This is a genomic window from Acidovorax sp. 35-64-16, from assembly GCF_002281195.1.
Lineage (GTDB): Bacteria > Pseudomonadota > Gammaproteobacteria > Burkholderiales > Burkholderiaceae_C > Acidovorax > Acidovorax defluvii.
The window spans coordinates 1-13,372 of the sequence record NZ_NCFM01000028.1; the positions used below are offsets into that span (position 1 = coordinate 1).

12 protein-coding genes are annotated in these 13,372 nt (G+C 66.0%); 11 read left to right on the forward strand and 1 reads right to left on the reverse strand.

The annotated features are described in order from the left end of the window. Positions 1-289 precede the first annotated feature (289 nt). On the reverse strand, positions 290-763 hold the full coding sequence (locus B7Y64_RS14495; RefSeq protein ID WP_232476752.1) for a MerR family DNA-binding protein: 474 nt from the start codon (positions 761-763) through the stop codon (positions 290-292). Between the two features lie 700 nt (positions 764-1,463). On the opposite strand from B7Y64_RS14495, the gene B7Y64_RS14500 reads away from it, so the two are divergent. From B7Y64_RS14500 to B7Y64_RS14550, 11 genes are read left to right on the forward strand one after another with little or no spacing between them, the layout of a single operon-like run. Then, positions 1,464-1,658 (forward strand): hypothetical protein, encoded by a 195-nt coding sequence (locus tag B7Y64_RS14500; protein WP_005795311.1) that lies wholly within the window; start codon positions 1,464-1,466, stop codon positions 1,656-1,658. A gap of 11 nt (positions 1,659-1,669) precedes the next feature. Then, entirely contained in the window at positions 1,670-2,533 is an 864-nt protein-coding gene (gene ppk2 / locus B7Y64_RS14505; RefSeq protein ID WP_087748513.1) for a polyphosphate kinase 2, read from the forward strand. Positions 2,534-2,566: 33 nt separating this feature from the next. Next, a complete protein-coding gene (locus tag B7Y64_RS14510; protein ID WP_291324366.1) occupies positions 2,567-5,014 on the forward strand; it encodes a heavy metal translocating P-type ATPase in 2,448 nt (815 codons plus the stop codon). 37 nt (positions 5,015-5,051) lie between these two features. Further along, a complete protein-coding gene (locus tag B7Y64_RS14515) occupies positions 5,052-6,362 on the forward strand; it encodes an MFS transporter (RefSeq protein WP_024815534.1) in 1,311 nt (436 codons plus the stop codon). After that, positions 6,359-6,970: a LemA family protein gene (locus B7Y64_RS14520; protein ID WP_005795319.1), complete on the forward strand. Its 612-nt coding sequence runs from the start codon at positions 6,359-6,361 to the stop codon at positions 6,968-6,970. The genes B7Y64_RS14515 and B7Y64_RS14520 overlap by 4 nt, the downstream gene beginning before the upstream one ends. Position 6,971: 1 nt before the next feature. Next, the gene (locus tag B7Y64_RS14525) at positions 6,972-7,877 is read left to right on the forward strand and encodes a TPM domain-containing protein (protein ID WP_005795321.1); all 906 of its coding nucleotides are present in this window, start codon (positions 6,972-6,974) and stop codon (positions 7,875-7,877) included. A 1-nt stretch (position 7,878) separates the two neighbouring features. Beyond that, complete coding sequence (locus tag B7Y64_RS14530; RefSeq protein ID WP_024815532.1) at positions 7,879-8,376, forward strand: TPM domain-containing protein; 498 nt, start codon at positions 7,879-7,881, stop codon at positions 8,374-8,376. Between the two features lie 25 nt (positions 8,377-8,401). Next, positions 8,402-9,760 (forward strand): MBL fold metallo-hydrolase, encoded by a 1,359-nt coding sequence (locus B7Y64_RS14535; protein WP_005795326.1) that lies wholly within the window; start codon positions 8,402-8,404, stop codon positions 9,758-9,760. Continuing rightward, the gene (locus B7Y64_RS14540; RefSeq protein ID WP_291324365.1) at positions 9,757-11,298 is read left to right on the forward strand and encodes a thymidine phosphorylase family protein; all 1,542 of its coding nucleotides are present in this window, start codon (positions 9,757-9,759) and stop codon (positions 11,296-11,298) included. The genes B7Y64_RS14535 and B7Y64_RS14540 overlap by 4 nt, the downstream gene beginning before the upstream one ends. After that, complete coding sequence (locus B7Y64_RS14545) at positions 11,295-12,194, forward strand: ribose-phosphate pyrophosphokinase (protein ID WP_291324364.1); 900 nt, start codon at positions 11,295-11,297, stop codon at positions 12,192-12,194. The genes B7Y64_RS14540 and B7Y64_RS14545 overlap by 4 nt, the downstream gene beginning before the upstream one ends. Next, positions 12,191-13,366 carry a trypsin-like peptidase domain-containing protein gene (locus B7Y64_RS14550; protein ID WP_291324363.1) on the forward strand — a complete coding sequence of 392 codons (1,176 nt, stop codon included), beginning with the start codon at positions 12,191-12,193 and terminating at the stop codon, positions 13,364-13,366. Before B7Y64_RS14545 ends, B7Y64_RS14550 begins: the two co-directional genes overlap by 4 nt. Positions 13,367-13,372: the final 6 nt, after the last annotated feature.

The following is a 13,372-nucleotide window of genomic DNA, read 5'->3' on the forward strand; positions in this document are numbered from 1 at the left end:
TTGAAGCTCCTAGCGATGGTGAATAAAACTTGCATCTCTCATGCCTTGCTTGGTCGTTGAGGAGATGTGTTGATCGTAGAGAGCGCACCCCAACAGAATCTAGACAGCCCGATGACATTTTTATCAGGGAGCGGCGCGAACTGGAGCGCAAGTTGGTGGATCTGCGGGGGGCAAACGCGGAGGACGGAGGATCTACCCCACGGCTACGCGCCTATCACGACAGCAGTCCGGGTGCCATTGGGCAGCCCCTGGCTTTCGCGCACCCATCCAGCGATGTCGCTCCAGCGAGCTATCGCAATCGATTGATAGGTGGTTGTGGGTCCGCAGGCGGGCCAACAAGTGCAGCGATGATGGGGCAGGGAGACGCCTGCCCTGTCTCCTCGCACCGCGCGAGCATGTCACGCAGTGCACCTCGCATGCGCTCCAGATCCCCGACCTTCTCATCAATCTGCTCAAGGCGTCGCTGCGTCACCGTCTGGATGGCCCGGCGATTCCGTCCGTCCTCAAGGTCCAGCAGCGATCCCACCTCGTCCAACGAGAAGCCCAAGCTCTGCGCCCGCTTGATGAAGCCGATCCGCTGAACCATTGAAGCGTGGTAACGCCGGAAACTGCCTGCGGCCTTCGGGACCGGCAAAAGCCCGCGACCCTGGTAGTAGCGAATCGTCTCTACGCCGACGCCAGCGACTTTGGCCAGTCTGCCGACCGTCATCCAATCGCCCGGGCCTTCGTTCATCGAGGGATCTACCGTTTTCTTCATAGCCATGGCAGGATAACGCTGTACCGCGTAGTTGACCCCTGCCTCCATTTGATTAAGATCAAGATCTCGCAGCTTGCCTAAGCATAGGATTGGTGTCATTGGGTATATAGGCCGCACATGCGCACACATCTCAACCCTCGTAGGATTCGTGCCATCGCGTGGATGGTGCTGGGGGTATGGTTTCTTGCGCTTGCGGCCGGGATGGCGAATGCCTGCCTGTTGGAGTCCCCGGAGCCGCACCACTATGCGTCAGGGTATGAACACGGCAATGGCCACTCCCATGGGGGTCATGAGGGCGCCCACGAAAAGCATGAAGAGGGGAGCCAGGACCCGTCGAAGGCACCTTGCCTGAAACTTTGCGGAGAGGTCAACCAGTCGGCAATTCAGAAGACGCCGACCTTTGCGTTCGACCTTATTGGGCTTCCGCCCCCTTCCTATACTGCCTGGGAACCGGCCCCGGCGCTGGCTCTGCGAGCCATCCTATTGAGGAGCCCCCAGCGGGCTCACCCACAGCCGCCTGCTTGGCTGCTGTTTGCACGTCTCGCGTTATAGCCCCTCCTGTGAGCGCTGTGCCGGCTATGTCCCGCACGCGTCTCGTACGCCTTGACTCTGTACCCGGCTACGGAGTTCTCATATGGGATTTGTCTTCTGGAAGCGCCACTTGGCTCGACCAGACGACAAAAGCCAGCGGCTAAAGGAGAAAGAAATGACATTCGTGCGCTCCATCGCGGTCGTCTTCGGCGCCGCCCTCGTCAGTTTGTTTTCATTCGCGCAAGACGACCATCAGGCCCATCATCCTGCGGGTTCGAGCGCCCCTGGGACTTCGGCTCTAGTGGCGCCGAGCTTCGAGGGCATGCCGGAGCACTCGCGGATCAATGCTGCCTGGAACGAGCAGGCGTAACGGAGAACCCCATGGCAAAGAACAAGAAGGCCGCGACAGGCGCGACGAAAAAGGCTCATGCGGACGTGACCGATGTCGCGCACAACCCGTCGCGCGACGAGGCAACGGAACGCTCGATCGGCCGCGAGGACTATGAGGCGCAGTTGCACATGCTGCAGATAGAACTCGTGAAGCTGCAGCGCCATTTCATCAAGTGCAGCGACCGGATCCTCATCCTCTTGGAGGGACGGGACAGTGCGGGCAAGGATGGCAGCATCAAGCGGCTCGTCGAACACCTGAGTCCGCGGGAAACCCGGGTCGTCGCGCTCAGCAAACCCTCCGATCGGGACCGCACCAGTTGGTACTTCCAGCGCTACGTGCCGCACCTACCGGTCGGCGAAGAACTCGTTGTGTTCAACCGCAGCTGGTACAACCGCGCCGGCGTGGAGCCGGTGATGGGTTTCTGCACGGCTGAGCAGCACGAGGAGTTCATGAACTCCGTGCCGAAGTTCGAGGAGATGCTGGTCAACTCCGGCATCAAGCTGCTGAAGTATTACCTCGACATCGGGAAGAAAGAGCAGACCCGCCGGCTCAGTGAACGCCGCCGTGACCCGCTCAAGCAATGGAAATCAAGTCCGGTCGACGCCGTGGCGCTGAAGCACTGGGACGGCTACACGCGTGCGCGCGACGAGATGTTCATACGCACGCACACCGCTGCCGCTCCCTGGTCCGTCGTGCTCGCCGACAACAAGCGAGTCGCCAGGCTCAACCTGATCAGGGACGTCCTCTCGCGGCTCCACTACGCGGGCAAGAAGCACAAGCTCATCGCACCCGACCGGGAGATCGTCTTCGAGTTCTCGCAGGACTGCCTGGATTCCGGCCGACTCGCACGTTGATACATCGAACAGAACCAACAGGATGAACCATCCATGAAGGCAATCAACGTTGAAGTCGGAGGGCTCATATCGAGCCTGAGCGCGGAGGGAGTACGTCGCAAGTTGCTGCAGCTTCCCGGCGTCCATCACGCGGATGTCAACTACGTTGCGGGAAGCGCAACGGTCCATCTCGACGAACGGCAGCTCAGTGTCGAGGATCTGCGCCGCCGGATCGTGGAGTGCGGCTATCACTGCAGTGGCGAGCAGACGCCTAAGCATGTGTGCGATCCCGCCACGGGCAGTACGGCGGGCCAGCGCCATGACGGACACGCCGATCACGCCGTGTCTGCGAAGCAGGAGGATCACGCGGTGCATTCGGGGCATGCCCATGCAGTCGGAGCGACTGCGACGATGGCCGCCTCGCCGGCCTCCCATGCCGGGCACCAGGGCCACGCAGGCGAGCCCGTCATGGACGACATGATGCACGACATGGGGCACGGGTCTGGGTCGATGCAGGACATGGCCCGGGACATGCGCAATCGGTTCTTCGTGTCCCTGATCTTTTCGATTCCGGTGTTTCTCTATTCGCCGATGGGGAAGATGTTCGGCGACTTCCAGACACCGTTCGGGCTGGACAACAAGCTCTTTCTTTTCATCTTCGCGAGCGCGGCGATCCTCTATCCCGGCTGGCCTTTCTGCATCGCTGCGTGGCGCGCTTTGCGCAACGGTGTCGCCAACATGGCCACGCTGGTCGTGCTGTCGGTGGGCGTGGGATACCTGTTCAGCGTCGGAGCGACCTTCTTCTACGAGGGTGAGGTGTTCTATGAAGCGGCGTCAGTGCTGCTGGTTTTCATCCTGCTGGGCCACTGGTTAGAGATGCGCGCCCGCGCGGGTGCGTCCGACGCGATTCGCGCGCTGATGGATCTCGCGCCACCGATGGCCACCGTCGTGCGCAACGGTGTCGAGACCAAGGTGCCAACCGCCGAGGTCGTGGCCGGTGAACTGGTGGTGATCAAGCCCGGCGACAAGATCCCGGTGGATGGCGAGATCGTCGAAGGAGCCTCGCAGGTCGACGAGTCGATGCTGACCGGCGAGTCGATGCCGGTCAAGAAGGTGGTAGGCAGCACCGTCGTTGGCGCCAGCATCAACAAGAGCGGGAGCTTCCGCTACAAGGCCACGAAGGTCGGTGCGGACACGGCATTGGCCCAGATCGTCAAGCTGGTCCAGGAGGCCCAGAACTCGAAGGCACCCGGCCAGCTGCTGGCCGACCAGGCGTCGCAGTGGCTGGTGCTGGCGGCGATCGTGATTGGCTTGTTGACCTTCAGCGTCTGGTACTGGGTGATGGGCCAGACGCTGCTATTCGCACTCACCTTGACCATCACGGTATTCGTGATCGCATGCCCTGATGCGCTGGGCCTGGCCACGCCGATGGCCATCATGGTCGGGACCGGCCTGGGTGCGATGAACGGCATCCTCTTCAAGAACGCGGCCGCGCTGGAGAACGCTACCAAGCTGACAGTGGTGGTGTTCGACAAAACCGGCACCTTGACACTCGGGCAGCCCGATGTCGTCGAGATCGTGGCCGCGCCCGGTGTCGAAGAGGCGCGGCTTCTGGCGACGGCCGCCGCGGTGGAGAAGTTCTCCGAGCACCCCCTTGCACTCGCAGTGCTCAAGCGTGCGGGGGACATGCCGACGGAGGTCACCGAGAACTTCACCAACATCGATGGGCAAGGTGCACGGGCCACCATCGGGGGCGAGAGGGTGCTGCTCGGGAACCGGCTGCTGATGCAGTCGGAGCAGGTAGACCTGACCGTCCTCGCCAGCGAGGCAACGCGGCTGCAAGGCGGCGGGCGCACGGTGGTCTATGTCGCGCGCGGCGGCCGGCTGATCGGCCTCATCGCAATCGCGGACGCCGTCCGGCCGACCTCGCGCGAGACGATCTCCAAGCTGCAGGCGCGGGGCGTGAAGGTCGCGATGCTGACCGGCGACAACCAGGCGACCGCCGAGCGCATCGGCAAGGAACTGGGCATCGACATCGTCCTTGCGGACGTGCTGCCCGGCCAGAAGGCATCCAAGATCAAGGAGTTGCAGCAGCAGGGCCACAAGGTGGGCATGGTCGGCGACGGCATCAACGACGCTCCAGCGCTGACCCAGGCCGACGTCGGTTTTGCGATCGGCGCCGGGACGGATGTCGCCATGGAAAGCGCCCAGGTGGTGTTGATGAAAAGCGACCCGTACGACGTCGTCGGGGCCATCGAGCTCTCTCGCGCAACGCTGCGCAAGATGCACCAGAACCTATGGTGGGCCGTGGGCTACAACGTGGTCGCCTTCCCGCTTGCGGCTGGGGTGTTGTACCCCTTCACGCTGTCGCCGGAGGTTGCCGCGTTGTCGATGTCCGGCAGTTCTGCGATAGTGGCCATCAATGCACTAATGCTCAAACGCACGCGCTTACCGGGCATCAAGCGCGTCACGTCGCGCACCTCCGCTCAAGCGGTCGCGTGAGCCCGTGCTGCGAGCCACCATGGTCGAGAGCCGCCCGATGAGATCGCCGCCGTCCAAAGCCAGGCTGGCCCGTCAGGACGATCTGGGCGTCGTTCAGCTGGGCTGGCTAGCGGCGGCCGTGTTCGTTGTCTCGGCCGGGTACGGCGCGTTGATGCCCTTGATTCCCGACTGGCTGCGCCCTCTGATGGGTGACGCCGACCCAGCGGTGCTCGCGCGCCATGTCGGCTACCTCAGCGGCATCTACACGGCCGGGATACTTGTGGGGGCGCCACTGTGGGGCGTGCTGGCGGACAGGCTGGGACGCGCCCGCGTGCTGTTGGTCGGGCTGGTCGGCTATGTGGCGAGCCTGCTTCCGCTGCTGCGCCCCGAATCTGTGGGCGTGGTCGGCATCTATGCGCTGCGCGGCGCTGCGGGCTTCTTTGTCGCCGCAGTCGTGCCCGTGGTGCCGGCGCTCGTCGCGCAGTACACGCCGCAGGCGATACGCGCCAAGCGCTTCGCATGGTTGGGCGCGATGTCGCTGCTCGGGTTCCTGTTCGGACCCGGCCTCAACGCCGTCGCGGATCGCCTTGCCGGCTTGGGCGTCTTCGCCGCCCTCGTGCAGGGGTCATCGACCAAGCTCGTGATCGGACTCTCGGCCGCGCTGGGTGCGTTGATGATGCTGGGCCTGGCCGCCACGCTTCCCGCGCCGTCCAGCACTCTGGATGCGGGCCCGAGCGATGACGACGGCCCGCCCGAGAGCCGGTCCTTCACGCTCTGGCTGCTCAATGGCGTGGTCATGTTCGTGCTCGCCGGCTTTGAACTCGGCATCGTGCTGCAGGGCCAGCGTCATCCCGAACTCACGTCGCGCGAGGTGTCGTGGATGTTCGCCGCATGCAGCCTGGTGATGTTGGGCGTCAACGCGGTCCTGTTTTTCACCGGCTTGCTTGAGCGCGCTGATCCCCGTCGCATGTTGGCTGCCGGCATGGTCCTGGGTATCGCGGGACTCGCGGTGCTGGCTCGCCATGGCAGCGAGACCTGGATGTACGTTGGCGTCAGTTTCACAGCGGCGGGCACCGGTATCGTGCTGCCGACCGTTGCCTACCTCGCCGCAGGCTCCGCACGTCGGCGGCTCGGAACCGCGATGGGCGGCCTAGCGGCAGCAGCCGGCTTCGGGCAGACGCTTGGATCGGCAGTCGCCGGCTGGCTGTTCGGCACCGTCATGCAGAGCAGCTTCGCATGGCTCTCCATCCCGCTCGTGGCCACCCTCGCATTCTTGCTGATTCCCCGGCAGTGGTGGCCAGCGAACCCGGCCCTGCTGACAGCTTCACCTTCCTCCACTTCACCCACCTCCACGGAGACTGAACCATGAGACTTATCCTGACGACCCTGCTCGCAGCGCTTGCCCTGTCGCTGAGCGGATGCGGCTACAACGACTTCCAGCGGTTGGACGAACAGACCAAGTCTGCCTGGTCCGAGGTGCTGAACCAGTACCAGCGGCGCGCAGATCTGATACCGAACATCGTCGCGACGGTGAAAGGAGAGACCAACTTCGAACAAGAGACGCTGACCCGGGTCGTCGAAGCGCGCGCCAAGGCCACCTCGATTCAGGCTACTCCGGAACTCGTCAACAACCCCGAGGCGTTCCAGAAGTTCCAGGCGGTGCAGGGCGAGCTGTCCGGCGCGCTGAGCAGGCTGCTGGTCGTGAGCGAGAACTACCCGCAGCTCAAAGCCAACCAGGCCTTCCAGGAACTGCGCGCGCAGCTTGAAGGCACCGAGAACCGCATCACCGTGGCCCGCGGGCGCTATGTGAAGGTGGTGCAGGACTACAACGTCCTCACGCGCAGCTTCCCGACCAACATCACGGCCAAGGTGTTCAGCTACGACGTCAAGCCGAACTTCTCCGTCGCCGACGAGAAGGCGATGGCCACGCCGCCCCAGGTCGACTTCGGCGCCTCGGCACCGGCGGCGCGCCCCTGACATGAGCACGCTGAGAACAGCGGTGCCGTACCCGGCCGCCCACCTGCGCCTGGCCCGCATGTTGGCCTGGCTGTTGCTGAGCCTGTTCCTGGTGGTCGCGTCCGCGCAGGAACTGGTAGCTATTCCGCCGCTGCAGGCGCGTGTCACCGACCTCACGGGGACGCTCGCCGCCGATCGGATCGCCTCGCTGGATGCGCAGCTTCGTGCCTTCGAGGAACGCAAGGGCGTGCAGATCGCGGTGCTGATGGTCGGCTCTACGCGGCCAGAACCGGTCGAGCAGTACGCCATGCGGGTGGTCGAACAGTGGAAGCTCGGCCGCCGCAAGGTGGACGATGGCGCACTGCTGCTGGTTGCCAAGGAAGATCGTGCCGTGCGCATCGAGGTTGGCTACGGCATCGAGGGCGCGCTGAGCGACTTGGTGGCGCGGCGCATCATCGACGAAGTAATCACGCCGCGCTTTCGCCAGGGCGATTTCGACGGTGGCATCGCGGCAGGCGCCGAACAGATCATGCGCGTCGTCGACGGCGAAGCCCTGCCTGCGGCGGATCCACGGCGGCAAGGCCGGACCAACGACATCGGCCAGGCCTGGCCCTTCCTGTTCATCGTGGCTTTGATGCTGGGCGGATTGCTGCGCAACGCGCTCGGCCGGGTCCCTGGCGCCGTGGTCACAGCCGGGGTATTGGGTGCTGCGGCGTGGCTGGTGGTGGGCACGCTCGCGGTAGCCGCGATGGCCGGATTGGCGGGGTTCTTCGTCACGCTGCTAGGCATCGGCATGGGCGGCCACGGCGGCATGCATGGGCACCATCGGGGTGGTGGGTGGCCTGGTGGCGGATTCGGCGGCGGCGGAGGAGGATTCCGCGGCGGTGGCGGTGGCTTTGGTGGCGGTGGCGCCTCAGGACGGTGGTGAGATGAACATTCAACGACTTCTTCGCCACCTTGCCACCACCGGCCGCGCGGTACGCCGCGCCTTCCCGCCGCGCACTCTGGACGCCATCGAGCAAGCCATCCGTGCGGGAGAGTCCCAGCATGGCGGCCAGTTGCGCTTCGTGGTCGAGGGCGCGCTGGATGGATCGCCGCTGTGGCGAGACCAGTCGCCGCGCGAGCGAGCGCTGGACCTGTTCGCCCGTATGGGCGTATGGGACACGGCGCATAACAGCGGCGTGCTCATCTACGTGCTGCTGGCCGATCGGGCGGTGGAGATCGTGGCCGATCGCGGCATCCATGCCTGTTGCGGTGCCGACATGTGGTCAGGTGTGTGCCAGCGCATGGAAGCCCAGTTCGCGCAGGGGCGCTTCGAGGCCGGTTCCATGGAAGGCATCACCGCCGTCAGCCATCTGTTGATGCAGCACTTTCCGCGCGACGCGGGCGACGGAAACGAGTTGCCCGATCGGCCAGTTCTTTTTTGAACGACAACATCCTTGGAGACTTTCCATGCAACTTCAGTTTCTGGGTGCCACGGGCACCGTGACCGGTTCGAAATACCTCCTGCGCCATGGCGACTCGACCATCCTGGTGGACAGCGGCCTGTTCCAGGGCTTTAAGCAGCTGCGGCTGCGCAATTGGGAGCCGCTGCCGGTCGCGCCCAAGACGATCGATGCTGTCGTGCTCACCCACGCCCACATCGATCACAGCGGCTACCTGCCGCTGCTGGCGCGGCAGGGTTTTCGCGGGCGGGTCTATTGCACGTCCGCGACGCATGAGCTATGCAAGATACTGCTCACCGACAGTGGTCATTTGCAGGAAGAAGAGGCGAAGTTCGCCAACCGCTACGGCTTCTCCAAGCACAAGCCCGCGCTGCCGCTGTACACGCGGGAGGATGCCGAGCGCTGCCTGAAGCTTTTCTCACCGCGTCCGTTCGCCGAGGCCTTCGAAGCTCTGCCCGGACTCACAGCCCGGCTGGAGCCCTCGGGGCACATGCTCGGCTCCGCCTTCGTGCACCTCAGCGATGGGCAGCGGTCGGTGCTCTTCTCCGGCGACATCGGCCGCCCGAACGACCCGGTGCTGCGCCCGCCGGTGCAGGTTCCGGGCGCAGACTACCTGCTGGTGGAGTCTACCTACGGCAACCGCAAGCATGAAGAGACTGACGCGCTGGAAAAACTGGAGACCGTGATCAATCAGACCGCCGCCCGCGGCGGTGTCGTGGTCATCCCCGCGTTCGCGGTCGGCCGCGCCCAAAGCCTGATGTATGGCATCTACCAGCTCAAGAAGCAGGGCCGCATCCACCACCTGCCGGTGTACCTCGACAGCCCGATGGCCATCGATGCGACGCAGCTGTATCACGCCCACCGTGACGAGCATCGGCTCTCGCCCGAGGAGTGCGAGGGCATGTGCCACGCCGCGAAGATCGTCAACAAGGTCGAGGAGTCCAAGGCGCTCAGTGCCAGCCGCGGCCCGATGGTGATCATCTCCGCCAGCGGCATGGCCACGGGTGGCCGGGTGGTTCACCACCTGAAGTCCTTCGCACCCGATCGGCGCAACACGATCCTGTTCGCCGGCTACCAGGCGGGTGGAACCCGCGGCGCGGCGATCCTGCATGGTGCGTCCACCGTTCGCATCCATGGCGAAGACGTGCCGATTCGCGCCGAGGTGGCCTCGCTCGACAACCTCTCCGCCCATGCCGATGCCGACGAGATCATCGCGTGGCTGCGCGGCTTCACGCAAACGCCGCGCCGCACGTTCGTGACGCACGGCGAGCCCGAAGCGGCCGATGCGCTGCGCTCGCGGATCGACCATGAACTCGGCTGGGCGGTCTCGGTGCCCGACTACCTGCAGACCGTGGAGCTTGCATGACAGCGCAAATGCATGAAGCCGGCCGCACCAAGGAGGCCGGGAACAGGCTGCAGGCGTGGCGCACGGGCATCGACACCTATCAGGAGCCGGTGGTCTACATGCGGCGCGATTGCCCGGTCTGTCGATCGGAGGGTTTCACGACCCAGGCGCGCGTGCAATTGACGGCCGGCGGCCGAAGCATCGTGGCGACGCTCAGTGTCGTCGACGGTGATTGGCTGGCCGAGAACGTCGCCGGTCTGTCCGAGTCCGCGTGGGCATCGCTGGGTGCGCAGCCGGGTGAGCCGGTCGCGGTCACCCATGCGCCACCGCTGGATTCGCTCAGCCATGTCCGGGCCAAGGTCTACGGCAACTCCCTTGGCGACGCCCAGTTCGGCGCGATCATCTCCGACGTCGCGGCGGGCCGTTACTCGGACCTGCACCTCGCCACCTTCATCACTGCCTGCGCGGGCGATCGCCTCGACCTGGCGGAGACGGTCTCGCTCACAAAAGCCATGATCGCCATCGGCGAGCGCATCGATTGGGGCCGTCCGCTGGTAGTGGACAAGCACTGCGTCGGCGGCCTGCCTGGGAATCGCACGACCCTGCTCGTGGTGCCCATCGTGGCCGCCTGCGGCCTCACGATGCCCAAGACCTCCTCGCGCGCCATCACCTCACCGGCCGGGACGGCCGACACGATGGAGGTGCTGGCACCGGTCAATCTGGATGTGCCGAGCATGCGACGCGTGGTCGAGCGCACGGGCGGCTGCATCGTGTGGGGCGGCTCGGTCCGGCTCAGCCCCGCCGACGACATCCTTATCCGTGTCGAGCGGCCACTCGATCTCGACAGCGAAGGGCAGCTCGTGGCCTCGGTCCTGTCCAAGAAGGCCGCTGCGGGTTCGACCCATGTGCTGATCGATCTGCCCGTGGGCGCCACCGCGAAAGTGCGCAGCGCACACGCCGCGGCGTCGCTCGGCCGGCGCCTGCAGGAGGTGGGTGGCGCCATAGGCCTGCAGGTGTTCTTGCGCGTCACCGACGGCGAACAGCCGGTCGGCCGCGGGATCGGCCCCGCACTGGAAGCACGCGACGTGCTGGCCGTCCTGCAGGGTAAACCCGAGGCCCCGGCCGACCTGCGGGAGCGGGCGCTGCGGCTGGCGGCGGACATTCTCGAAATGGGCGGCGCGGCGCCGGCCGGCGGCGGCCTGAAGCTCGCCACCGAGGTGCTGGCCGATGGCCGGGCCTGGGCCAAGTTCCAGGCAATCTGCTCTGAGCAGGGCGGCCTTCGAAGCCTCCCGATGGCGGCGCATCTGCACACCGTCGAATCGCCGGCCACGGGCCGTGTCACCCGCATCGACAACCGCCTGCTCGCGCGGGCGGCCAAGCTCGCCGGTGCGCCGACCGCCCCGGCCGCCGGCATCGATGTGCACGCGCGCCTTGGCGATCGCGTCGAAGCCGGACAGCCGCTGTTCACGCTGCATGCCCAGGCACCAGGCGAACTGGCCTATGCCCTGGAGTTCGTCCGCGCGCGCCCACCGATCTTCCAGATTTCAGAGAACGCATGAAACCACTCATTTTTCACCTGCCAGGCGACGAGGCCTTCGCCGAAGGCCTCGTCCGCGCGTTGCGTGCGGAGCGGGCCACCCTGCAATTGCACCGGTTTCCGGACGGCGAGTCGCTGGTGCGGCTGGACGCCGACGTGACGGGCCGCACCGTCGTGCTCATGGCCAGCCTGGCACAGCCCGACGCCAAGGCGCTGCCCCTGCTGTTCGCGGCAGACGCTGCACGCGACCTCGGTGCCACACGCGTACTGCTGGCAGCGCCCTACCTGGCGTACCTGCGCCAGGACCGGCGCTTCAACACGGGCGAAGCGATCACGTCCCGAACGTTCGCTGCGCTGGTATCGACGGTGTTCGATGGCGTCGTCACCGTCGACCCCCATCTGCACCGCTACCACTCGCTCGGCGAGATTTACCGTGTGCCCACGCGCGCCGTGCAGTCCGCGCCCGTCATCGCGGCCTGGGTCGCGGCGAACGTGGAGCGCCCAGTGCTGATCGGCCCCGACGCCGAAAGCGAGCAATGGGTCCAGGAAGTCGCGCGGGGGGCCGATGCACCGTTTACCGTGCTGCAGAAGATTCGCCGGGGCGACAAGGACGTGGAGGTCAGCCTGCCCGACACCTCGGCCTTGGCAGGCCGCCAGCCCGTGCTCATCGACGACATCGTGTCCAGCGCGCGCACGATGATCCAGGCCATCGCGAGCGTGCGCCGCGTCGGATTGCCGCCGCCGGTGTGCATCGGTGTGCATGCGCTCTTTGCCGCGGATGCCTATGACGCGCTCCTCGCGGCGGGCCCCCAGCGGGTGCTGACCTGCGACACCGTGCCGCATGCCTCCAATGGCATCAGCGTGGTGGAACCGCTGGCGGCCGCGGTTCAGGACCTGATCGAGGCCAGCGCCACATGAGCGACGACCTTGTACGCCGCCCCTCCGCGCTGCGGCGGCTCTGGCTCCTGCTGGCCCAGGCAATCGCGATTGGCGCGGGTGTCATCATTGCTTGGCGGGCCTTCGGGCCGGCGCCTGTCCCTGTGACGCCCGACGTCGTGGCGGTACAGGAGGCGCCGCATGCGGGCGCCACTACCGGCTCGGCGCCTGCCACACCGAGCGCGATCACAGCCCGCCTGGAGGCGGGGTTTCGCGCCGCCGCCGCCAATGCGTCCGCTTCGGTTGTGAACATCTACACCCGCAAGACACCTCCGCGCAGGATGCAGAACTGGTTGCGGCCCGATGGCGGCGATGAGGACGCCGCCCAAGGCGCGTCGAGTCTTGGGTCAGGCGTCATCGTCGCGGCCCAGGGCTATATCCTCACGAACAACCATGTCGTGGAGGGCGCCGACGAGATCGCCGTGATGCTGCCAGGCGAGAAGGTTGCCACGGCGCGCGTCGTCGGTATCGATCCGGAGTCGGACCTTGCCGTGCTGCGCGTCGAGGCCACGGGGCTGCAGCCCATCACCTTCGCTGATCCAGCATCGGTGCAGGTCGGCGACATCGTGTTGGCCGTCGGCGATCCGTTCGGGGTCGGCCAGACCGTCACGCAAGGCATTGTGAGTGCCACGGGGCGCAACCGCCTGGGCATCAACACCTTCGAGAACTTCATCCAGACCGACGCCGCGATCAACCCCGGCAATTCGGGCGGCGCGCTCGTCGATGGAAACGGCCATCTCGTCGGCATCAACACCGCCATCTACTCGCGCAGCGGCGGCTCCCAGGGGATCGGCTTCGCGATCCCGGTCAGCTTGGCACGGCAGGTGATGGAGCAGATCATTGCCACCGGCCGCGTGCGCCGGGGCTGGCTGGGGGTGAGCGCCCGCGACGTGATCCACGAGGCCACCGGTGCCACCGGGGGCGCCGCACTGGTGGCGGTGCAGCGCGGCGGGCCTGCCGATCGCGCCGGGCTGAGGCCCGGTGACACGGTGCTTGCGATCAACGGCAAGGAGATCCCGGACACCGCCGGCCTGATCGGCGAAACAGCCGCGGTCGCACCGGGCAGCAACGCCCAATTCAAGATCCTGCGCGGCCGCGAGACGGTGACCGTACAAGTCGAACTCGGGCAGCGGCCCGCGGTCCGCAAGCCCTGAGCGCCG